General features: G+C 58.9%; 16 protein-coding genes. 10 read left to right on the top strand and 6 right to left on the bottom strand.

From position 1 onward, the window contains the following. Positions 1–306 precede the first annotated feature (306 nt). A complete protein-coding gene (locus tag J3U87_RS28530; RefSeq protein ID WP_237379193.1) occupies positions 307–3,546 on the bottom strand; it encodes a hybrid sensor histidine kinase/response regulator in 3,240 nt (1,079 codons plus the stop codon). Positions 3,547–4,187: 641 nt separating this feature from the next. Here J3U87_RS28530 and J3U87_RS28525 point away from each other — a divergent pair. Both J3U87_RS28525 and J3U87_RS28520 read left to right on the top strand, forming a co-directional pair. Next, a complete protein-coding gene (locus J3U87_RS28525) occupies positions 4,188–4,868 on the top strand; it encodes a hypothetical protein (protein ID WP_237379192.1) in 681 nt (226 codons plus the stop codon). 382 nt (positions 4,869–5,250) lie between these two features. Continuing rightward, positions 5,251–5,982, top strand: coding sequence for a DUF6901 family protein (locus J3U87_RS28520; RefSeq protein WP_237379191.1), 732 nt, complete (start codon positions 5,251–5,253; stop codon positions 5,980–5,982). A 285-nt stretch (positions 5,983–6,267) separates the two neighbouring features. On the opposite strand, the gene J3U87_RS28515 is transcribed toward J3U87_RS28520, so the two are convergent. Further along, positions 6,268–9,267: a TonB-dependent receptor gene (locus tag J3U87_RS28515; RefSeq protein WP_237379190.1), complete on the bottom strand. Its 3,000-nt coding sequence runs from the start codon at positions 9,265–9,267 to the stop codon at positions 6,268–6,270. 481 nt (positions 9,268–9,748) lie between these two features. Next, positions 9,749–10,414 carry a GNAT family N-acetyltransferase gene (locus J3U87_RS28510; protein ID WP_237379189.1) on the bottom strand — a complete coding sequence of 222 codons (666 nt, stop codon included), beginning with the start codon at positions 10,412–10,414 and terminating at the stop codon, positions 9,749–9,751. A 995-nt stretch (positions 10,415–11,409) separates the two neighbouring features. On the opposite strand from J3U87_RS28510, the gene J3U87_RS28505 reads away from it, so the two are divergent. Then, positions 11,410–11,853, top strand: a complete 444-nt coding sequence (locus tag J3U87_RS28505; RefSeq protein ID WP_237379188.1) for a DMT family transporter — start codon at positions 11,410–11,412, stop codon at positions 11,851–11,853. A 24-nt stretch (positions 11,854–11,877) separates the two neighbouring features. Here J3U87_RS28505 and J3U87_RS28500 read toward each other — a convergent pair whose 3' ends face one another. From J3U87_RS28500 to J3U87_RS28490, 3 genes are all read right to left on the bottom strand, one after another. Then, entirely contained in the window at positions 11,878–15,198 is a 3,321-nt protein-coding gene (locus tag J3U87_RS28500; protein ID WP_237379187.1) for a serine/threonine-protein kinase, read from the bottom strand. 223 nt (positions 15,199–15,421) lie between these two features. Continuing rightward, positions 15,422–15,919, bottom strand: coding sequence for a Fur family transcriptional regulator (locus J3U87_RS28495; RefSeq protein WP_237379186.1), 498 nt, complete (start codon positions 15,917–15,919; stop codon positions 15,422–15,424). A 151-nt stretch (positions 15,920–16,070) separates the two neighbouring features. After that, positions 16,071–16,886 (bottom strand): class I SAM-dependent methyltransferase, encoded by an 816-nt coding sequence (locus J3U87_RS28490; RefSeq protein WP_237379185.1) that lies wholly within the window; start codon positions 16,884–16,886, stop codon positions 16,071–16,073. A 137-nt stretch (positions 16,887–17,023) separates the two neighbouring features. Here J3U87_RS28490 and pyrR point away from each other — a divergent pair, with 137 nt between their 5' ends. From pyrR to J3U87_RS28455, 7 genes are all read left to right on the top strand, one after another. After that, positions 17,024–17,668: a bifunctional pyr operon transcriptional regulator/uracil phosphoribosyltransferase PyrR gene (gene pyrR / locus J3U87_RS28485; protein WP_237379184.1), complete on the top strand. Its 645-nt coding sequence runs from the start codon at positions 17,024–17,026 to the stop codon at positions 17,666–17,668. A gap of 347 nt (positions 17,669–18,015) precedes the next feature. Beyond that, positions 18,016–19,155: an MJ1255/VC2487 family glycosyltransferase gene (locus J3U87_RS28480; RefSeq protein ID WP_237379183.1), complete on the top strand. Its 1,140-nt coding sequence runs from the start codon at positions 18,016–18,018 to the stop codon at positions 19,153–19,155. Positions 19,156–19,653: 498 nt separating this feature from the next. Then, the gene (locus J3U87_RS28475) at positions 19,654–19,941 is read left to right on the top strand and encodes a phosphopantetheine-binding protein (RefSeq protein WP_237379182.1); all 288 of its coding nucleotides are present in this window, start codon (positions 19,654–19,656) and stop codon (positions 19,939–19,941) included. Then, positions 19,941–20,207, top strand: coding sequence for an acyl carrier protein (locus J3U87_RS28470; protein WP_237379181.1), 267 nt, complete (start codon positions 19,941–19,943; stop codon positions 20,205–20,207). Before J3U87_RS28475 ends, J3U87_RS28470 begins: the two co-directional genes overlap by 1 nt. 70 nt (positions 20,208–20,277) lie before the next feature. Then, positions 20,278–21,003 carry a glycosyltransferase family 2 protein gene (locus J3U87_RS28465; protein WP_237379180.1) on the top strand — a complete coding sequence of 242 codons (726 nt, stop codon included), beginning with the start codon at positions 20,278–20,280 and terminating at the stop codon, positions 21,001–21,003. Beyond that, entirely contained in the window at positions 21,000–21,974 is a 975-nt protein-coding gene (locus tag J3U87_RS28460) for an LpxL/LpxP family acyltransferase (RefSeq protein ID WP_237379179.1), read from the top strand. Before J3U87_RS28465 ends, J3U87_RS28460 begins: the two co-directional genes overlap by 4 nt. Beyond that, positions 21,971–23,167 carry a beta-ketoacyl-ACP synthase gene (locus J3U87_RS28455; RefSeq protein ID WP_237379178.1) on the top strand — a complete coding sequence of 399 codons (1,197 nt, stop codon included), beginning with the start codon at positions 21,971–21,973 and terminating at the stop codon, positions 23,165–23,167. The genes J3U87_RS28460 and J3U87_RS28455 overlap by 4 nt, the downstream gene beginning before the upstream one ends. Positions 23,168–23,279 lie beyond the last annotated feature (112 nt).

Here is a 23,279-nt window from a genome sequence, read left to right as displayed (position 1 = left end):
GCAAGCGGGTTATGAAACCTTTTTGCGTTGAAACGACAAATTTGTGAAGACGAGAGCCGTCAGTGGCGATTTTGTTTTCATTCTAGGTTCAAAATATCGGCGTGACAAGGTTCGCCGCCGCCAAAGAAGCTTGCCGACGTAGGAAATATTGATTTTTCCTTGTGTTCTCCCCATCCTCTGCGAAATCCGTGGTGGTGAATGTCCTGCGGTGCTGCGGGGGCAAGTTCCAGGGAAATGCTTTGATTCGTGTCTATCCGCGTGATTCGTGGACAATAATACCCATTCCCGGGAAACCTCCCCGAGCGTCTAGAGGTTGGCCATTTCTTCCATGAGGAATGCGCGATCGCGTTCGGCCTCGAGCTTGAGTTCCTCGAACAGTTCGGACGCCTCGTCCAAAATGCCTTGCTCCGCCTGATTTTCCAACTGGGAGGAGATATCCCGGACCCGGTTGGCACCCATGTTGGCCGCACTGCCCTTGATGGCGTGGGCGTGTTCCCGGACTTTGTTCGGGGCACCTTCGTTCACCGATTGTTCCAGCAGGCCCAGGAATCGATCGGCCTCCGAGAGATAGAGATCCGTCATTTCGCGAATCAGGTCGGGATCGTTGCCGGTCGCCTCGCGCAGGCGCCACAGCTCCACCCGGGATTCCGAAGAACCGGAAACCTGGTCGTTCTCCGAAGGCGCCTCCTCCTCGTGGTCCGCCGAACTGCGCGCTTCCTCCGCATCCGACTCGGCGATCGATTCCTCGATCATTTTTTCCTCTTCCTGGTGTTTGTCCGTGTCCTTGGGTTCCATGTCGGCCTCTTGTTCGATGGGCATATCGGGGGATGTTCGGCCCTCGGTTTCCGGGTCGGTGTCGCTGGGTTCGGCCGGCATGAACCGGTCCAGAACTTCGCTGAGCTTCGCGAAATCGATCGGCTTGGTGAGGTAGTCGTCCATGCCCGCTTCCAGGCAGGCTCGCCGATCGTCCTGCATGGCACTCGCCGTCAGGGCGATGATGGGCGTGTGGCGTTCGTCGCCTTCGAGGCGACGAATCTCGCGGGTGGCCTCGAACCCGTCCATCTTCGGCATGCGGCAGTCCATCAGGACCAGGTCGTAGGTGCGTTTCGCCATCTCTTCCAACGCCTGGTGGCCATTGGTGGCGAAGTCGAAGGGGTAGCCCTCTTTTTCCAGCAGCAGCGCACCCAGCTTGCGGTTGACCGAGTGGTCGTCCACCAGCAGGACGCGCCCTTTGCGATGAGCGACCGGAAGATCCGTCCTGGTGGAGGGTTGGGTCGCCAAGGCTTGCTCTAGCCCGAGCGCGGTTCGAATGCTCAGGCGAAGTTGCGACAGTCTGATCGGTTTGGTGACGATTTCATCGATGTTGTGGTGTTCGAAACTCTTCTTTTTGGTGAGGGGGACCATGCAGACCAAGGGAACGTCGGGGGCCAGGCTGCGGGCACCTTTGACGCCCCGTTCCTTTTTATCGCCCAGGCAGTGGTCGTCCACCAAGAGGAGGTCGAAGGAATCGGGAATGTTCGGATCGCCGCTCGTCAGCAGGCTCATGGCGTCGCCCAGACTGGAGGCGAGAATCGGTTGGCAGCCCAGGGCGCGCAGGCCGTCCTCCAATACCTCGGCAGTGCCCGAATTGTGTTCCACCAGCAGCACGTGCATGCCTTCCAGGTCATTGTCGTGCCAGTCCGGCTGTTTCTCGATCTCGAACCGGAAGGGCAGGGTGAAGTAGAAGGTCGAACCTTTGCCCTCGTCGCTGGTGACCCCGATCTGACCGCCCATCGCCTCGACCAGTCGTTTGGAAATCGTGAGGCCGAGTCCGGTCCCGCCGTATTTGCGGGTGGTGGAGGCGTCGACCTGGGTGAACGATTCGAACAGGGTGTCGATCCGGTTGGCGGGGATGCCGATGCCGGTGTCGATCACCTCGAAGCGCAACGTCACCTGACCCTCGTCCTGTTCGGTGATCGAGACGAGCGAGGCCACTTCGCCTTCGCCGGTGAATTTGATGGCGTTGTTCATCAAGTTGATCAGGATCTGGCGCAGGCGGCCCGGATCGCCTTCCAACAGGCAGGGCGTGTGGGTCGGCAGCCAGGTCCACAGTTCCAGGTCCTTGTCCTTCGCTTTGCCGACCAACATCTCGCCCACGCTGTCGATGACCTCGCGCAGGTCGAATTCGATGGTTTCCAGCTCCAGCTTGCCCGCTTCGATCTTGGAGAAATCCAAGATGTCGTTGATGATCGAAAGAAGCACCTCGCCCGAGGTGTGCACCACCCGCACCAGTTCGTTTTGTTCCTCGGTCAGATCGGTTTCCATCAACAGGCTGGTCATGCCGATGATTCCGTTGAGCGGGGTGCGGATTTCGTGGCTCATCGTGGCCAGGAAGTCGGACTTTGATTGGGTGGCGGCCTCGGCGGCCTCTTTGGCGCGCAGCAGCTCTTCCGAAGCCTGATTGCGATGCAGTTCCAGCTCGAATTCGCGGAACGCCAGGCTCATGAATTGGGCGATCTCGCTCAGTGTCTCGATTTCGTGGGCGCTCCAGATCCGCGGATCGTCGGAGGAGAACCCGACCACGCCGATCAACCGATTGCTGTAGACGACCGGCACTTCCAACATACCCGCCGTCCCGCGCGGCGCGAGTTTGCCCATGAGGGGTCGCAGACGGGAGTCGACCGTCATGTCTTCGACCACCACCGGGTCGCCGTTCATCAGGGCCTCGTGGTATTCGGGCGCTCGACGCAGATCGATCAGGCTGACGTGGTGATCGGCCGCATCGGAAGATGGGGTGGCATGGACCAGGCGCAAGTGGGTCGTGTCTTTGACCTCGGCGTAGTAGACCCGGTAGTCCTTGAAGAACTTCTTGATCTGCTTCACGGCCGTGATCGTGACCTGATCCACCGGGGTGCCCGAGGTCAATCCGATCGAGAGGCCGTTGATCAACTGCAGCCGGGTTTGGCTCTCCAGCAGCCGTTCTTCCATCTCGACCCGTTCGCGAATCTGGTGTTCCATTTCGCGCTTGATGCGTTCGAACTGCTGGCTGCGATGGTACAGCTCGCGCTCGGCGTTGCGGTACTTCTCCTGGGTTTGGGCCAGGGCATTGCGCTGGCTGTTGCTGCGCCGAATCTCCTTGGTCAGTTCCTGGTTGAGCTGGTCGATATTGCGGCTCTGTTCGTTGAGTAGGCGCCGGCTCTTTTCCTGGTCGCGTTCCAGCAGGGTGTGCTTGGCGGCCAATTCTTCCAGGTTGTTCTTGCACACGGTGTAGTTCTCGCGCAATCGGGCTTCGTTCTTGAGGAATTCCTCGAGCATGGTTTCGCGCCAATCCAGGTGGCGACCGATCAACACGGCAATTCCGGCAAGGAAGATCGGGGTCGAAAAAGTGAGCAGCCGCGAAGGATGTTCCGTCAGGCTCGAAAAGAAACTGCCGTGGGGAACCTCGTCGCCGCCGGGGGGCGAGTCCAGCAAAAAATAGATGAGGGCGTAAACGAGACCGAGCCCAAAGCCGGCAATGGCCAATCGGAAAGTATAAGTCTTGTAAATGGGCGGTTTCGATTCGTCCATCGGTGGTTGCACTCTTCGAGAATATATTGTGCATTTTACTGAGCCCTGGTGTGCCAGTTCAACCGCAGATGAAAGAATGGGCCAGATCGTTTGGGGAGAGAGGGGGCCAACGCCCGTGCAGGCTTCGTTCGGGCCCGCCGGTCGCCCACCGTGATCGCCTTCCCGATGGCCGCCGGCGCCCTGGAAAATGACCGAGTTCGGGCGCTTTCAGGCCGAATGGGGCCGAGCCACCACGGGGCTGGTGTGGCGCATAGGCGCGATGGTATCCCGCGATCGTGGCTTCGACATTTTTCAATTGGGTATCTAGTGTGCGAAAATTTCTGGGTCACCGGGCATGTGCACCGCGAATTCTTGCGGAGTAGCTGGAATTTTCTGAACGGGATGCCTTTCAAGATCTCGCTACCGCGTCTATATTGGCCGTCAGAGATGGTGATTTACCTATGATCTAGTCTAAAAAGGGAAATACGCAAAGCCGTGAATTTCCACAAAAATGACCCAATACGCTGAAAAAAACAGACATGGGCCAATTGATAGGCGCCACTCAACGGACGTCATGGTAGAATCTTTGGTGAATTATAAGAATGGCCGGAGGTGTTTCTGCCGGGATTTTCACCGGGCAAGTTCGTCGGCAAGGAGGCTGAATGACGGTTCTTTACAGGCGAAATGGAATTCAATATGAAAAAGTGGATCGCACGAATTGGGAGGAAGCCGCTCGTTGCGTCGCCCGTGTGTTTGCCTCCGACGAGCCGCTCGTGACCCGTTTGGGCATTACCGAGGAGGAAATGTTTTCCTTCACGGGGAACTATTATCAAAAAATCGCCGAAGAAGGCCTGTCGATCCTGGCCCGAGACCAGCGCACCTCGCGCGTCATCGGGGCACGAGTCTCCGAGGATGCCGCCATTCCGCCACGCGCCGAACACGTGACCGGTTATTCGCTCAAGCTGCGACCCGTCTTTGCCTGCCTGGAAACGCTGCACCGCGTGTATCAGGAAGAGCGGATGCCGGAACCTGGCGAATGCGTGCACATGTTCATGGTGGCCGTGGAACGGCGCTACACCAATCGGGGCATCGCGCCTCAAATGAATCATCTCTTTTTCGAAATGGTGGCGCGAATGGGATATCGCCACCTGGTCACGGAGCCGACCGGTGCCATTTCCCAACACTTGCTGCGTGACAAATTGGGTTTCCGAGTGTTGCATTGCCTCGCCTACGAGGATTTCGAATACGAGGGGCGGAAAATTTTTGCCGGCATGCCCGAGCACCCCTGCATCATGTTGATGGAAAAGACACTCGTAATCGAAAAGAACCTGAAAACGGCCTGAGCACCCAAATCGAGCGATTCACGGTGGCGCACCCCCACCATAGGCTGGGTCGCAACGCCAAATGAGCCTGCCGCAGCGAGAGGCCCTTCGCGCCGTCCCGAGTACGCTTACGCTTTCCCCAAGGCGTTTCGCATCACCGTCTTGTGCGACTGCAAACGCCCCAATCGCGCACTTTTGGTGAGAACCCCTTCTTTTGTTCGGCGATTCGATCGCAGTCGCCCGCACCCGACCCCAACTTTCAGTTGGCGGGTCATCGCCTTTGTTTTATGCTTGAGAAAACACGTCTGTTCGAGTGAAATTGCGTGACGGCCGCCGGCATGGTCGATTCCCGAGCCGCGGCCTGCTTCGTTTGGCTTTGCGGGTGAGAGGAGGGCATCGGGCGGTGACGCGACTTACGGATCGATCGTCCTCGGAACAACTCGATGATCTTCGCATCGAATACATCTTCAATTTCCCCGACGGCGAACGCAAAGTTTTCCAACTGAACCTCGAAGACGGCTTCAATTTGCGGGAAGACGCCCACGAGAAGCCGCCGAACTGGACCGAGCTGGGCTTTCACCAGTGTCCCCACTGTCCCTTGAGCACGAAGAAGGAATCGCATTGCCCCCTGGCCGTGAGCCTGGTGGAACTGATCGAGAGTTCGGTGAATTTGCGGTCCTACGAGAAGGTCGAGGTGGAAATCCGCGCCAAGGATCGGCAGATTTCGTTTCACACCTCCATCCAAAAGGGGTTGAGTTCACTGATGGGCCTGATCATCCCCACCAGCGGGTGTCCCCACACCAGCTACTTCAAACCCATGGCGCGGTTTCATCTGCCCCACGCCAACGTAGAGGAGACCATCTACCGGGCGACCTCGATGTACCTGCTCAGCCAGTACATTCGCAAGCTGGAAGGCCTCGATGCCAGTTTCGATCTGCAGGGTTTGCGCGACATCTACCAGAACGTCCACGTGGTGAACACCTTCATCAGTCGCCGGTTGCGCTCGATTACCAACGAGGACGCATCGGTCAACGCCGTCATCATTCTGGACATGTTCTCCCAGTTGCTCCCGATGAGCATCGAACAGGCGTTGGAAGAGTTGAAACCGCTGTTTCACGCCTACCTGAATCGCTGACGGGTGTCCCTTCGAAAACGGCGGCCATGGCCAGGGTGCGTTCTGGACCTGCCGGGCGGCGAATGCGCGCCCATCCCTGAGAACCGACCCGGCAACGACGACCTCGCGGCTTCTGGCCGGGCACGAAAAAAAGGCCGAACGGAAAGGGCTCCGCCCGGCCAAATCGCTCCAGGAGTGGAACATCACAGAGGAATCATCTGTGCGGTGTTCCCTATCTCGTTGCGGTGCAATGGACCGCGATATTCATCAACGAAGTGGTTCCATCCGTCGGAACGTTTTCCACCACTAGAACTCGTAGCGGAAGGAGAAACGGACCGAACGGGGGTTTTGCCAATCGGTGGGTTGACCGTAATAGGGTTGGTTGGCACCGCTGTCGAATTCACCGTACTCTTCGAGCTGCGTCGCCTTTTGGGTGTTCATCACGTTGTAGACTTCGGCTTTGAGGCTGATGGCGCCCCGACCGACATTCAAACGGTAACCCAGGTTGAGGTCGAGGTTGGTGACCCAGGGGGTCCGCCCCGCCGAGCCGCGCGGCACGGGCTCACCGTCGGTGAAGAACGAAACCGCGCCATACCAGATGCGGCCGTAGCAATCGCCCTCGCAGTCGGTTCCGGGATGAACCCCGAAACTGTTGAGCGGGCGGCCCGACATGGCGTAGCCGTTGAAGCCCAGGGTGAAATTGGCGGGGAGCCGGTAGGAGCCGTACAGTTTGAGCTGGTGTCTACGATCGTTGGGCAGATCGCCGTATCCGTGGTCCATGAGTTCGGGATAGTCGAAGGAAGTGGTCCAGCCCGGGTCGGACTGATCGTTGTCGGAGCGCAGCAAGCCCTCGGTGTTGCCGTAGCTGTGGGCCCAGGTGTAGGAGCCCGACACCAGTAGGGAGTCGCCCACGCGGCCCTCGGCCGACATTTCCAGCGAATAGTATTTGCGGGACGATTCGGGAAAGCCGAGGTCGTCGGCCGAGATGAACACATCCTCTTTGACACCGTCGCCGTCCACGTCGTAGGGAATGCTCACGTCACTGCCGGGATTGGTGAGCAGCGGGAACCAACCACCCACCAGCGGTGCGTCGGGGTAGTTGGCCGCGATCCAATCGTTCAGGCCGTAGTTGATCGAGATGTCCTCGATCGACTGGACCAAGTCGCGATAGGTCACGCGGGCACCCACGCGCCATCCGCTCTCCAACTGTTGCTCGTAACCGACCACGTATTCGTCCGAATACATGGGGCCGGCTTCGCCGTTGAACAGGCGGTCGGAATCGGGAACCTGACCGTTGGAGACGATGTCGTGCTGAATGAGGTCGCCCAGCACCGGGCTTCCATCGGGGTTGACGTCCAACAGGTAGGAAATGAAGTGTTCGTCCAACTCGCCACTGGCCATGCGGACGTTGGTATTGGGGGAAATGGGCATGAAGAAGCGGCCGTAGCTGGTGTACAGCTTCATGCGACCCTCGCCCTGGGGATCCCACGAGATGCCCACGCGCGGGGCGATCTGGTTGTCGATGTCGACGTAGGTGGCGCCATCGGAGGTGGTGTTCTTGAAGGTGGTGTTGCGCAGCCCCAGGTTCAGGGTCAGCGAGGGGCTGATACTCCAGGTGTCATGAATGTAGATGGAGCTGCTCGTGGTGCCCGTGTTACCACCGCGAATGAAGACGCGGCGATCCACGTAGTCGGTGCCGGGTGCCAACCCGTAGGGATTGTCTTCCTCGGCGCGATAGTACTCGTAGTAGCCGTCTCCGGTGGGGGTGGTCAGGTCCTCGATGTCGAGGTCCTCGTCGTCGTAACCGAAGCGGAAGCCGTGGTTGCCCACCACCCAATCCACGTCCACGCGGAAGTTGGTGCGCTGGTCATCCTTGGTGTTGATACTGGCTGCCACCCAGTCACCCAGGCGGACCCAGGTTCCCGAACGGCTGTCCCAATAGGCCGCGAGTTCGGGGCTGTCGGGACTTTGGTTGTTCACGTAGTTGACCTGGCCGTACATGGCCGAAACACTCAGGGTATCGTTCACGTGCCAGTTGTATTTGGCGGTCCATACGTCGCCGCCCGTTTTGAAATAGGTGTTTCCGTGGGCGTCGCCGGATCCGCTGTCGAAGTCGTAGGCGAACGACTGCCGCGTGGTTTCCAGCTCGTTGTTGAAACCCAACAGCTCGATCGAGTGTGATTCCGTGATGTACCAATCGAGTTTGGCCAGCCAGAAGTCGCCCTCCTGATCGCGAGTGTAGAAGGTCGAGGTGTCCGCCCAGGAATCCTTGTAGCGGCGTGGGTTGGCGAGGATGTAGAAGAAGGCTTTGTCCTTTACGATCGGGCCGCTGGCGAACACGTTGTAGTCCTGCCATTCTTCGGTGTCTTCGCTGTTGTTGATGATCAACTGTTCGTTGCCCTCGGCGTCGGGCCAGAAGGTGGTGGGATTGCGTGCCGCCAAATCGCGTGGATCCCAGACAGTGCGCACGCCGAACTGGAATTCGTTGGTGCCCGATTTGGTGACCATGTTGACGACGCCGCCGATGTGACGGCCGAACTCGGCGGGCGTGCCGCCGGTCTTGACCTGAACCTGGTCGACCGCTTCCCAGGGATAGCGGATGGCGCCGATACCTTTGCGGATGTCGGTGATGTTCAGACCGTTCAGGTAATACCCGTTTTCACCGACCGACGCGCCACCGAAGGAAACCAGGTTTCCGTTTCCGAAATCGGAATCGCCCTGCGTCGTGCTCGGTGCGAGCAACGCGACGGCGTTGTGATTGGTGCGAACCGGGAGTTCCTCGGTTTTGCGGGTGTCGATGACCAGGCCCGAAGTGGTGTTCGTCAAATCGAAGGATTTGATGGTGGAGGCGGTGACGACCAGTTGTTCGCTGTGTTCGAGGGTTTGTGGAACCAGGACCGCTTCGAGCACGGCGGCACTACCCAGCGAGATGACGACGCGGTCTTTGACCAGCGTTTCGAAGCCGTCCATGGTGACGCGGACTTCGTAGGCGCCGATCGGTAGCGCCCGGAACAGGAAGCTGCCATTGGCCTGGGCGCTGGTGGAGCGCGTGATGCCCTTCAGCGCGTGGCGAATGGAAATCGTGGCGCCGGGCAGGGGCGCATCCTGGTTGTCGATCACCTTGCCGCGCAGTGTTCCGGAAGAGTCCTTTTGAGCGAAAAGGACGGGGGAACATAGCGGTGCAAGGAGGACGAGGAGCAGGAAAAGGCCGACGCGGTGAAAGCGGTGTGCGCCGGAAAAAGGTGAGCGTTGAGAGCCTGAAGGTGTTCTAAAGCTGAAGCGGGAGAGAGAGCGAAGGACAATCATGACGAAAAAGCTCCTTAAGGGTCGAGAGATAGACGTGGACCGGAGCAAAAGCCGGATATGTATGTAGCACTAATGATGTTTTGTTGATATATTAGTGATGTGTTAAGGCTGTGTAAAGGACAAATTTCGCCCTCTTTGCCATTTCACGGCGGGGCCTTCTTCCGAGTATGCGATTCCATCTCGATTCGAACCTCGCTCTATGGAGTTCGAATTTTTGAAAATAGTCTCTTAACCCGAATGATTCAAGTAACTAAGGTGGAGGTGGTGTTTTCGGGAGTAGGCCCGTCGAGCCGCCTGGTCTACGTCGTTCGGCGTGCTCCCCACTTTTTTTCGGGTTTGGGAAAAGTAAAGATGGATTTTGATGCCGTCTCGATGTTATGTGCCTTTTTCGGGGCCCGGGAGGCGCCTCTTTGGTGCGGTCCTCGGGCCTCGCTTCGCGGGCTGCGACTCGATGTCGAACATTGATGGGGCCGGCAGTTTCCTAAAGGGTACGGTCCATCAATATGGTGCACTCCTCTCCGCGAATCCCCGAAAATATGGGACTGTCCCGATAGCGAAATTCTTTGTAGTTGATGCGGTGGCGTTCCTCGAAGCCGTGAAGGTTGCGACATATGTATTGGGAGGCCCCGCCGGTCGCTTCGACCACCGCCTTTTTGAACCCTTTCGACCGAGCGAGTTCGAGCGATTCGCCCACCAGGCGATCGCCCAGGCGACGTCCTTTGAACGGCGCGTCCACCGCCAACATGAAAAGGTGGAAATAGAAACCGGGACGCATGTCGAGATCTTTGCTGTAGGTTTGCCCCAATTTGTCCAGTAGCGTGATGATGGGGAGAAAGACGGGGTCCCAATCCATTTCGGGCGGTCCGATGGCCCAGTCCTCGTTGATCAGGACGGCGGCTACGTGTCCGTCGTGGCGATCGAGGGCGATCATGCTCAACCCATCCTCGTGGGAACGCCTGAGTAGGGACGAAACGAATTGGAAAAAGAAGGGTTCGGGGACCCGCTGCGACGCGGTCATGGCCTCGTGGTTCAGGAAACAGCGTGTCACCACCTCGGCGGTTTGCGCGAGGAATTGCTTGGTGAACACGCGGATTTCGTGTGGGTCGGTGTCGGCCGCGTTGGAGCTTGGCGCGGTTGGTTTTGGCATGGGATCCCCCCTTCTCTCTAGGTTCAAACATCAGGGTTTCCGGTGGGGCACATCGCCAGGCAGCCTCCGGCGGTGCCATGTTCGCGGAACCTTCTTCTCGATTTCATTGGAACGGACAATCGGGTGCGAAACCCTGAATTTCGCCACACCAAGACACGGTTGGGCCACTTTCGATGTTGAGATATGCATGCATCGCTTTTGGATCTTCTCTATAGATCGGAAAACAGGTGGCGATTATTCACATTTCGGGGGAAAGAATCCCAAACCTCTGTTTGAGGAAATCCCGAATTGGGTGCTGCCGTCTTCACCGTTCAATCGGGAAGGCAAAACTCCTGGATTCCTTGCCCCGGATTGTGCGCTGCCGTTCCAGGCCTCCCGTGTCTGGGAAAGATCGAATGTCCTTTAAGCCGGAACTTGGTGCAAGGTCTTGAATTAAAACAAGAAACCAGGAAACGAGGAAACCAGAAAGATGCCGCTGATCGTGGGTTCGGCCTATTCTCCGGCTTGGGTGTGGTGTTCGGACTCTAGATGCAAAGGGGCATTGAGGCCAGGGGCACCGATAGGCTCTCGTGTGCTCGGCAAAACCCCTGTTTTGATTTGAAACGCCAAGACTCGGTAGACACTGCCATGGATGGCGACGAAGTCGAGAACCTGGGGGGTTAGGCGGCGACCCGAAAGAGTTCGAATCCCCAGTTTTTCCTTCCTGGCTTCAGCTCTTCCCGGGTTCCTGCTGAAATCTTGGCATCGACGCGTCGCTGCGACGACAGGACGCCCGCACGTTCTGAAAAAGTGAGGATTTGAGTTTTCGGCAACTTTCCGTTCTGGTTTTCCGATGACGGGAACACCTGGCCGGGAATATCCGAAACTAGGTCCCATCTTCGTGGCTTCCAGTTGGAACGGCTTTCCACAACGCCAAGACCCTGCTAGGCTTGGCTGGCGATGACGCCTCGCCCAGGAAGCGTCATGCCGTCAAATCACGCCGAGGAAGGTTGCCCATGCATTGGAAAATTTCGTTGATGGTTTTGTTGACCGGAGCCCTGATCCCCATACAGGCCGGCATCAACGGAACTTTGGCGCGAAAAACGGGCAACCCCCTGTTGGCCGCAACCGCGTCCTTCGTGATTGGAACCATTTTTCTTTTGGCCGTCTTTCCGATGTTCGGCGGTCAGTTGCCCAAGCTATCCTCGTTGCGGGGCGAGCCCTGGTGGATCTGGACCGGCGGTGCGGTCGGGGCGCTGTACGTCCTGCTCATCATTCTGGCGGTTCAGCGCACGGGTGCCGCGGCCCTGATCGTGTTCGTCGTCGCGGGCCAGATGATCGCCTCGCTGGTCATCGACCACTACGGGCTCATCGGCTTTCCGCCGGTGCCCATCAGTCCCCAACGGATTTTCGGCGCCTTGCTGCTGATCGGCGGCGTACTCGTGATTCGAAGTACCTGAGCCGCGTGCCGGCCCCGATCCGCCTCATTCGCCTCTGAGGAAGTGGGCGGTTTCGGGACGTTCCATGATGGCGTGAGGCAGCATGATCGTTTGTTTCGGCAGCGGGATGTGGTTGTTCTGCATGTACTGGTACAGTGCGACCAGGCGAACGCGCTCCATGACCAGATTGAAATCCTGCAGGCGTTGGAGGGCCTTTTCCCACAGCCGCTCCAAGGCGTTGTAGCGCTTGGTCTTGATGGCCGCCATGACCCGGAATCGGGGAATCTGGTGCTGGGCCCAGGGAATGGCCGCGGCTTCCAATTGACTCAATACCTGCTCCACCAATTCGCCCGAGACCAGGTTGAAATCCAAGGTGGAGATGATCAGGGCCAGCCAGGAGGACAGGTCCAACTTGGCGTCCTGCAGACTGATGCACAGATGGGTGAAATCGAAGGTGTTGGGGTCGCGCACCACGATTTCGGTGGAGAGCTGGAACAGGGGTTCGAGCTGCTTCAGGCGGGGATACTTCTCGCAGGTATGGCTGAAATTGGAAACCAGCTTCTTGACTTCGACGAACTTGCGGAAGTTCAGGTACAGGAACATCAGGTTGCGGTAATAGTGCAGATCTCCGTCCGCTTCGAGTTCGCGGGCGTGCAGGTTGTCGAGCGCCAGGTCGTATTCGAACAGCTCCTGGTGGGCCAGGCTGCACCACTGGTGCAGGCGACGCTGGGTTTGGGGCAGCAGGTCGCCCTGAACCTTGCCGACGGCGTGCACCAGCTTGGCGGGATACGGCTGCAGCAGGCGAATCTTGGCGGTGACCAGGGTGTTGGTGGCAAAGGGGTCCTGGCGAGATTTCAACTTCTCGTAGAGCAGGGTGAACAGGACCTGGCTCTTCTCGTACTCGTTGAAGGCCATCAGGATCGGTTGCAGCAGGGAGGCGTAGTGGATCGAAAGGTCGCGGAAATTGGGCTGCGCGAAAACCTGGTGAATGAAGCCGTGCGCCTCGCCGTGGTTGCCGCACTGGAATTCCAGAATGGCCGCGAGCGAAAGGGTGTGCACGTTGCGATTGATCTTGAGCGCCTTGCGGGCGAAGTACAGTGCCTGCGGTGAATCCGTCGACTTGTAGGCCAGCGCCAGCATCGACCAGAACTCCAGGTTGTTCTGGAACTGCGGCAAGGGGATGAACAGGCTGAGGTACTTGCGAATGGGCTCGTAGTTCGCGTTCTGAAAACAATAGCGGGCGTAGTTCAGGGCGTATTGGCTGGCCTTGGTGTCGTTTTCCGCCTGTTGGTAGAGGCGCGACAACATGAACCACAACGGCGGTGAATGGGTGAGGTAGTTGCGCGTTTCGTTTTCGATGGTTTCCGCGAGCAGGCCGTACTTGCGCGCCCGTTCGTCGGGGGGCAGGGAAGAGGTGAGGTAATGCCGCACCTTCTCGTTCTTCCAGCGAAAGCCCTCGGTGGTGCTCGATTGGAAATCCAGGAAGTTCAGCTTGTCCGCCGTTTCGATGGTAGAGCTGATTTCCTCGTAATTGGCACCCGTCAGTTTGGTCAGCAGGTTGAGATCGATACCGTCGGGGCAGAGCGCCACCCAGAGCAGCGCTTCCAGTTGCCGGGTATTGAACTCCTTGAGGTTCATCGGCATGGTGCTGACGTTGGGGTCCGGCGTGCCGAGCAGGATCGACTCGTTGGGGCTCTGCTGCATCACCAGCACACCGTCGCGCACGGCCAGTTTGCCACTGGTGCGGAATTCGTCGACGACTTCGATGAAACGGCCGACGTTCTGATGGGCGGTCTTCAGGAGCTGGGTGGTCAGTTCCACGCTGCTGGCACAGGGGCCGAACCGCGCGACCAGGTAATCGGAGAGTGCGATCACGTCCGGGACTTCCACGGCGATCGGCGGGCCGATGGCGCTGAACTCGGTCTGGTGCTTCTGGGTGGTGAGCACCATGTAGATGTTCTTGTTGGCGCTGGAAGTGATGGACTGGGCCAGTTGCACGATGAACTGGGCCAGGTTGCTGCTGCACTCGTGCAACCGCTCCACGGCGATGACGCACACCTCTTCGACGGCGAAGAACACGCGCAGGAACGCCGTCAGGATGGTGGAGTGACTCAATTCCTGGTATTGGCCGGGCGAGGGCCACTGCAGCCGGGGCAGGGCCGTGGCCAGGATTTCCTTCCAGGGATTCAGGTGCGGCTTGTCGTGGGGAATTTTGATGTGCTGGAGAATCATCTCCATGAATTCCAGAATGTTGGTGCCCTGGCGGCATTCCAACCGCACCGGCGATTCGCCGAAAACCTCGGAGCACAGGTTCTCCACGATGGTCGTCTTCCCGCTGCTCGGTTCGCCCTTGAGGTAGAGCATGCGGTGCTTGAGCCAGATGTCCTTGAGATTCTGGATGAAATTCCCGTGCAACAGCGGCCCGCGCGTCAGGACGTCGATCTTGGGGTGCTCGGTTACCTGTTGGGTGGGGCTGAACGATCTCAGGACCCGTTCCAGGTCGCGGTAAATCTCGCCGCAGGATTGCTGGCGATGGCGCGGATCGCGGCTCAGCATCTTGAGAATGATGGGATCCAGCTCTTCGGGCGTGTCTGCGATTTGGGAGGGGGGCTGGGGTTTTTTGACCAGGCGTTGGTAGATGGTTTCGCCGAGGGTCGGTCCCTTGAAGGGTTTCATGCCCGTGAAAAGGTCGTAGAGCATGACGCCGACCGCGAAAATGTCGGCGGTATGGGCCACCTGTTCACCGCTGATGCCCTCCGGCGACACGTAGTAGGCGCTGCCCATGAAGGTGTTGCGATGGGTGTACATCGTCATGTCCGCGACCTTCATGATGCCGAAATCGATCAGTTTGAGCACTTCCTTGCGGGAGATCAGGATGTTCTGGGGCTTCAGGTCGCGGTGAATGATCTGGTGCTTGTGGACGAAGTCCAACACGTCACAGAGCTGCTTGAACAAATTCAGGAAACTGGGCAGCGAATCGAAGAGGGTACGCTTTTTCCAGAAATTCTGCCAGGTATCGCCTTCCACCCACTCCATGACATAGGCGGGCTGACCCTCCCAATCCGGAAAGAATTCCTTGACCTCGATCAGGTTCGAATGGGGATAGGCGCGCAGGAATTCATACTCCATGTAGAACCGCTGAGGGCCCTGGGGCTCCTCGTCCGACATGTCCATCGTCTTGAGAACGAACTGTTTGCCCTCTTGATCGGAGCCCTTGGGGCCCTTGATCTTGTAGATGATGGAGCATCCGCCGCGGACGAACTCACCAATCACTTCGTAGGGGAAATTCTGCTTGTTCGCGTCCCCGCCGTTCTGACCGCTCAAGGACGTCTCGTGGGAATTGGAGGGCGTCTTGGTTTGATTCATGGGCGCGCTACCTGGAAACGGGCTTTTAGTAACTTTAAAGGCTTTCAGGGAGAAACCGAATGGGAATTTTCATCTATTTACGATTGAGTGGTCCAAGGGCATCCGTACTGGGTTGAAGGATTCGCTTCCCCTCGTTGTCTTGCGGCAGTGGCCCCATGTTCACGGGAGCGAACGCACCGGTGAATCTTTCTCGATTTTGCCTCGTGCGAGGCGTCGAGCCTGCTCAGGAGCCGCGTTTTTTGACCTTCTTACCCGGGCAATCGGCGTCGATGCAACGGCCGTAGAGCTGATGGACATGACGCACCATTTGGAAGTTGTGTTGCTCCAGAATCGTGTCCTGTAGCTGCTCCAACTCGGGGTTGAAGAATTCCAGGATTTTGTGGCAGTCCACACACACGATATGATCGTGGTGGCCTTGGGTGAGGGCGCTTTCGTAGCGGGTTTCCTGGCCCTCGAGCGCGAGGCGTTTGACCAGCCCGCTTTGTACCAGGAGGTCGAGGGTGCGGTATACGGTTGCACGCGAAACACGGACACGCTGGTTTTTCATGATGTCCAAAATTTCGTCCACCGAAAAGTGACCGTCGTTTTCGTACAGGGCGCGCAGCAATGCCAAACGCTCGTTGGTCACTTTACCGTTGTGGGCATACAGGAACGACTTGAACTGTTCTTCGAGTTCCTGGATATCGACCTCTTTGGTTTCGGGTTTGAGGGAATCGACCACCTACTTCCGCCCTTTCATAAAAAGATAGACAGGATTTCCCAAACCAGTCTCAGGTCGTTCGGGAAATATGGGAAATGTTCCTGTCCTTGGATCTTAGCTCAGGCTGGCGCCCAAGATCAAGGATCGCCGCCGCCGGGACACCGATTGGTGATCACGGGGATCGCGGCGCATCGGGTTCGTCGACGGACTGGGTGGTCTCGTGGTGCTCGGTTCGCCCGGTCGTGGCGGATTTCTCGGGCTCCAGCTCCAGCACGAAACAATATTGTTTCGGCAGGAAATGGAACAAATAGGGCGCGTATTCCCGGCTGATCCGCAGCCCGGCATCCTGGAACCGACGCATCAGGCGATTGAGATTGGCGGGCCGGGTGAACCCGGTGTGGGGGTCGGTGACGTGTTTGGAATCGATGATGACCAGGCGCGAGCGATCGTGCATGATGGCGCGCAATTTTTGGAGGAACGGGAGCTGTTCCTCGATTTCGCCGAGGACCTGTACCACGAGGATGAGATCGACGGGCTCTTCGATGCCGATGTGGTGCTCGTCGGTGTGGATCAGGCGAATGCGGGACTGGTAGGCGGCCGGTATGCGGGTCGCCAGCACGTCCAGCAGCGGTTTCTGGATGTCGGTGGCGAGAACCTGGCCGCCAGGGCCGACGCGTTCCGCCAGGCGCAAGGTGAAATAACCCTCGCCGGCGCCGATATCGGCGACCGTCAGGCTTTCCAGCGGGGAAAGGGTGTCCAGCAATTGCTCGGGCTTCTGCCAGAAGTCGCGCAGTCCCTGATCGAGACTTGCGGCCAGGGTGGGGTTGTAGGCTGGTCGGGCGAGGTCCTGGCCCGCGTCGGGAAAGGGGTCCGGAAGTTGGGGCGGCCGGGTGAACAGGTAGAAGATCAGGCCCAGCCACGGCAGCGCCAGGGCCAGGGCTCGGGCGTCGCGAATGGTGCGGTGCGAGCCGTTCCAGCCCGCGGTCAAACGGCGCCACCAGGCGCCCGCCCGTCCGCGCGGTCCTATTGTTTTTGGTGTCCAGCCATCGTATGATGTGCCCAACTCAGTTGCCGTCCAATGCTTTGCTGTTATTTCCGGCGCGGCGGGGCGCCTATGAGCTCGGAATGGAATGGGTCCATTGTACCCTGTTCGCCGTCGTGGGCAAGCCCTCGGCCGGATTGGTCGGCAGCATCCGCTCACAGGAGAAGTCACCGATGACGTTGAAACTTCAGGAATGTTATTGCGACCGTCCCGGTCTTTTGAAAATTCTCGACGACCTGACCGACCAAATCCTAGCGGATACCTTCGAAACCCAAGATCTGGCCTTTGTCGGCATTCTCGCCGGTGGCGCCGCCGTGGCCGATTACCTGGCCGCACGTGCGAGCGAAAAACTGGGCATCACGATACCCGTCGCCTATGTCGACATCCACCTCTATCGCGATGACGTCATCGATACCGACCACGATCCGCTCACTCGCGAAACCGAAATTCCTTTCGCACTTAAAAACAAACACATCGTCCTCGTGGACGACGTCCTGTTCACCGGCCGAACCGTGCGCGCCGCCCTCACCGCCCTGCTCGCCAAGGGCCGGCCCCGCGTGGTCCGCCTGGCGGTGGTTGTCGATCGCGGTTTCCGCGAGCTGCCGATCCACGCCGATTTTGTCGGTGTTCGCCTCGAGACTCGGCGGGACCAGGCCGTACGGGTGCGCCGCGCGAACAGCCCGCAGGAAGAATCGGGCATCTACATTTTCGAAAACGCCAAATCCTGAGATCGCCCCCAGCCGCGAAGGGGCCGCGACAAACCAAGGATCCCCGGTCGTCCCCGCCCGGATTCGGAGATTCGGCCGGTCGGGAGGCCGGGCCCGTCGCCCGTGCTGGCAGCCACCCGTTCGGGATGTTAGAATGATGGCGAACCGCTTCTGCACATCATGTCAACCCGTCTGGCGCCCATTTCCCCGCGGCGCGATCCGCCCAGTCGTGAGCGCGCTTGGGTATTGCGATTTCGGACCCTCAACCTTATCCCGCTCCCGTCCGATCCCCCGGGTCATCGCCGGTTTCGGTGTCGACCAATACCTTCCAACCGCGTTTCGCGGCGGTGGGAGCAAGGAGTTTTGCCATGGTGAACGTCGTCTACGGAGTTTCCGGTGAAGGCTCGGGACATGCCACTCGTTCCAAGTTTATCCTGCACCACCTTCTCGAGCGGGGGCACAAGGTCAAGGTGGTCACCTACGATCGCGGTTATGCCCTGTTGAAAGATGAATTCGATTGCTTTGAAACCGAAGGTCTGCACATTTCCGTGGAGGACAACGAGGTTTCCAAACGCAAGACGGTCATCGAGAATCTAAAAAAACTGCCTCACGGTCGGCGGCGCCTGCAGACCCTGCAGAAGGAAGTCTACGACGGTTTCGAACCCGATTGCGTGATCACCGATTTCGAACCCATGACCGCCTGGCTGGCTTCCCGTTACGACCTGCCCTTGATCACCATCGACAACCAGCACGCCATGCGGTACATGAAATACCCTTGCCCCGAGTACCTTTCCAAGCAGCGCAGGCTCACCGAAATGGTCATTCGCGCCATGGTACCCAAACCCGATGTCTGCCTGGTCACCTCTTTCTATCACGGTAAACCCACCAACGATCGAACCTTCCTGTTCCCACCCATTTTGCGCGAAGAATTTTACGACCTGAAGCCCGTCACCGAGGATTTCATTCTCGTCTACCTCACCCGTGGCTTCGAATCCTTCACCGAGAAACTCAAACAGTTCCGTCGCGAACGCTTCGTCATTTACGGGTGCGACATGACCGGCGAATACGGTCCGCTCCACTACAAACCCTTCAGCGCGACGGAGTTTCCTCGCGACCTGGCCGCCTGCAAAGCGGTCATGGCGACCGCCGGGTTCAGCCTGATCACCGAATCGCTCTACCTGCACAAACCCTTTCTGGCGGTGCCCATGGCCGGCCAGTTCGAACAGGAGATCAACGCCTACCTGCTACAGCGACTGAGCTACGGCAAGGCCGTGCGCGAGATTCACAGCGACGCCATCGGCGCCTTCCTCTACCACCTGCCCGACTACCGTGCCCATCTCCAGGGGTACAAGGCCATTCAGCAGGTTTCTTTGACCGCCAAGTTGGACCAATTGCTCGCCCATCGCTGCGCCGAAGCGCGCGATTTCCGCATTCGGCGGCAGTCCGGCGAAAACGGAGCGGAAAGTGAACTGGATGTGGACCCGACGGTGGCTTCCAGTTCGAGCTGAATTCGTCGAGGCGTGGCTTCCAACCTATTGTCGATGTCGCGGCGAAGGTCATTTCAATGGGGTATGTACCCAGGCTGCAGAGCACGAGCCCTGTCGGAACGGGTCGCGATCGGTTTACCGATCCAAGGTCCGCCATGGGTTGTCGTGGCGCCTCTCGAATTCGCCACGAGGTCCGTCGACAATTCAACCAAAACGGCAGAAGCGACGATGTTTTTCACAATGGGATGTCGATGAAGAATCGATGGCATTTACAACGAATCACCAAAGAAAACCGCGTTTTCGAAAGAGAACGAATACGCGGTGTTCATGGCTTCGCTGCCCGGCAAATGATCGCCGATTCTCTTATTGCAAGGGTGTGGCAGTTCTGCTAGGCTAGCCCGAGTCTTTGACTAGCGGTAAATCGCTTATAATTCATGTCTTTTTGACGACTTTTTGAGCGGGTAAGCGGCCCTTGTCTGCCGCATTTTTATTCCATTATTAAATTCGGGAGGGGCGGGGATGAGTGCTCGAGCTGATATTGAGCGCGACCTCAAAGAATTGATCGTGAAGACCCTGATGTTGGAAGACGTCACGGCCGACGATATCGAAACCGATCAACCTCTGTTCGAGGATGCCGGTTTGGGATTGGATTCTATTGATGCGCTGGAACTTGGAATGGCCATTGCCAAGACATATAAAATAAAGCTCAGCCAGGATCCTGACGAAAACAAGGAATATTTCACCAACGTCGGAACGCTTGCCGCCTTCGTTTCGGAAAAACTCGCCACGACAGGGGAGGCGTCCTAATGGCCACTCGCGAAGAAATTCTAGGACAGGTGCGTCACGTTCTCGTGGAGACGTTCGAACTCGATCCCGGGGACATCGTACCGGACGCCCACCTGTACCACGATTTGGACCTCGATTCGTTGGACGCCATCGATTTGGCGGTCAAACTGGGTACGCATACGGGGATCAAGCTGAAAGAAGAAGAGATGAAGGCGATTCGGACGGTTGCGGACATCGTCGACTTCGTCCATCGCAACCTGGATCCCGCCAAATCTCTGGGCAACTGACGCCCATTCGATCAACCACGGTCGTGCGGGCATGAACCAGATGCGCAGCGCGGATCCGCCCAGGATCTGTTTGCTGATTCCGATTTACAACAACAAGGACACCATCGCGGCGGTCGTCGACGAGGTACTGGACTTCGGTCTGCCGATCATCGTGGTCAACGACGGCAGCGACGCGGCGACCCGTGTCGAGCTGGAGCGGATGGACGGGCGGCGGCCGGAAGTGACCGTGCTCCACCTTCCGAAGAACGGCGGCAAGGGGTTCGCCGTGAAGCACGGCCTGCGGCTCGCCGGCGAGCGGGGCTACACCCACGCCCTGCAGATCGACGCCGACGGCCAACATTGCAGCGCGGACATTCCGCGCTTTTTGGAAGCCTGTCGCGAGTGTCCCGAGGCCTTGATCCTGGGGAAACCCATTTTTGGGGACGATGTACCCAAAGCGCGCTTGCACGGTCGAAAGTTGTCACAGGCTTTCGTCTGGCTGGAAACGCTTTCTCTCGATATCGGCGACCCGCTGTTCGGCTTTCGGGTCTATCCCGTGGCGCCGGCGGTGGCGTTGCTCGACAGTTTTTCGATGATCGGCAACCGCATGGATTTCGATCCCGAAATCGCCGTCAAGCTCTACTGGCGAGGGGTACCCATTCGCAACCTCGCCAGCGTGGTGAGCTACCCGGAAGGCGGTCTCTCCAGTTTTCGAATGGTGGCCGACAACATCCGCATCACCCTGATGCACACCCGTTTGACGCTGGGTATGCTGCCGCGGGTACCTCTGCTCCTTTGGCGGCGGCTGCAAAAATGAGTCGAGCGGAGTGGGCCAGCAAAGCGGAACGAGGCAACGAATTTTGGGTCAAGGTGGGGTTCAGGCTCTTGAACCTGTTGGGCTACCACCTATCGGCCTTCCTGTTGATCTTTGTCATCGGCTACTTTTTCCTGACGGGCCGCCAAAGCCGGCGGGCCTCCTTGGCCTACCTGCGCCGCGTGTTTCGCTGTCGAGACGAGCGAACCGGTGCGGAACGGCGGTTCGAGGTCTCCCCGCGCCGCCTTTCCTGGTGGCACGCCTACCGCCATCACATGGCCTTCGGACTGAACGTCCTGGACCGCATGTACTTTTGGCAGGGCCGCATCGATCGTTTCGAATTCACCTGGCATGGTTCGGAGCATTTGCGCGAACGGGACGAGGATCGGGGCATGCTCCTCGTCGGAGCCCACTTCGGTAGCTTCGATGCGGCGCGGGCCCTCTCGCTGAAAAAGTCCGTCAGGATCAATGTCGTCATGTACCGCGCCCATGCCCAAAAGCTCAACACCATTCTCAATGCGGTGGGGCCCCAGGCCAACCTGAACGTGATCGAGCTGGACTCGGCCGACATCGACAAGGTTTTCGAACTCAAGAATCTCATCGAAGCGGGCGAAATTGTCGCGATCCTGGCGGATCGCCTGCCCCCGTTCGGTAAGGCGCGCTATTGTTGGATCCCCTTCCTGGGAAAGGAGGCGGCCTTCCCGCAAAACACCTGGGTACTCGCGAGTTTGTTGGAGTGTCCGGTATACTTTACCGCGGGGATCCGCACCGGTTGGCGACGCTATCACGTATTCGTGGAACCACTGAGTGATCGGGTTCGGCTACCCCGGCGCGAGCGCGCGCTGCGCATGCAGGAAATCATCGGCAGTTATGCCGCGCGGCTCGAAGCGCTGTGCCTGCGCCATCCCTACCAGTGGTTCAATTTCTTTCCCTTTTGGGACGATCCCGATCAGACGGAGCAGCAACGAGCATGAGACATTACGCCTTGACGGCCATGGGCATGGTCAATGTCCTGGGCGATCGCCTGGAAACCATCGAACCGCGATTGTTTGCCGGCGATGTGAGTCGCCTCCAGGAACACCCTCTGCGAACGACGGGCGAACGGGTGTTGATCGGGCGCGTTCGCGAAGAGCTGCCCGGTTTTCCGCCCCGGATGCAGCACTACGATTGCCGCAACCATCGCCTCATCCTGGCCGCCACCAGCCAAATCGCCGAGGAGGCCGAGGCCGTCGTCCGACGGTTCGGTGCCGATCGCGTGGCGGTGGTGATGGGTTCCAGCACCGCCGGCCTGGATGCCAGCGAGCAGGCCTTTTTCCATTGGCGCGAACACGGCGCGCTGCCCGCGCAATTCGCCTACGAAACCCAACACGAGATGGGCAGTGTCTCCAAATTGGTCGCCGATCTGACCGGCGCGCGCGGACCCGCCTACACCCATTCGACCGCCTGTACCTCCAGCGCCAAGGTCTTCGCCTCCGCCGCGTCACTACTGGACATGGGCATTTGCGACGCGGTCATTACCGGTGGCGTCGACGTGCTGTGCAGCGTTCCCCTCAACGGGTTCGAGGCGCTCGGGTCCCTGACCCGCGAGCACACCCTGCCCATGAGTCGTCACCGCACCGGTCTCATCATCGGTGAAGGTGCGGCCATGTTCGTGCTGACGCGCGAACGTCGCGACGGTGCGGTTCACCTGCGCGGCATCGGCGAGAGCTGCGACGCCCACCACATTTCGGCGCCCCATCCCGATGGCCTGGGCGCCGAAGCGGCAATGCGCGGTGCGCTGGCCGATGCCGACCTGGCCCCGGACGAGGTCCACTACCTGAACCTGCACGGGACCGGGACCCCGCTCAACGACGCCATGGAGGCCAAGGCCGTCACGCGCGTCTTCGACGGCATTCCCTGTAGTTCCACCAAGCCGTTGGTCGGCCATGGGCTGGGCGTGGCCGGCGCCACCGAGTTGGGGTTCTGCTGGTTGGCCCTGACGCGGGGTAGGGCGGGGGACTATCCACTGCCGCCCCATGTCTGGGACGGCCAGGCGGACGAAGTCCTGCCGACCATGAATCTGGTGGCGGCCGGAGGGCGTCTCTCGCGCTCCGGACCGGTGCGATTCATGAGTAACTCCTTTGCTTTTGGGGGCAATAATTGTTCTGTTATCATTGAGCGATCTTGAGCCGGGCCGCAACGTTCCGCCCTTCTCGACCCCCTTCGTGATTTCGCTTGGCTTCGTCGCCAAGCCCTTGCCGTTCCGTTGTTTACCGCCGCAAATCGCAACGATTTCTCTT

The organism is Sulfidibacter corallicola, assembly GCF_017498545.1.
In the GTDB taxonomy this organism is placed as follows: domain Bacteria; phylum Acidobacteriota; class Holophagae; order Acanthopleuribacterales; family Acanthopleuribacteraceae; genus Sulfidibacter; species Sulfidibacter corallicola.
This window is presented reverse-complemented; position numbering and strand designations above follow the sequence as displayed.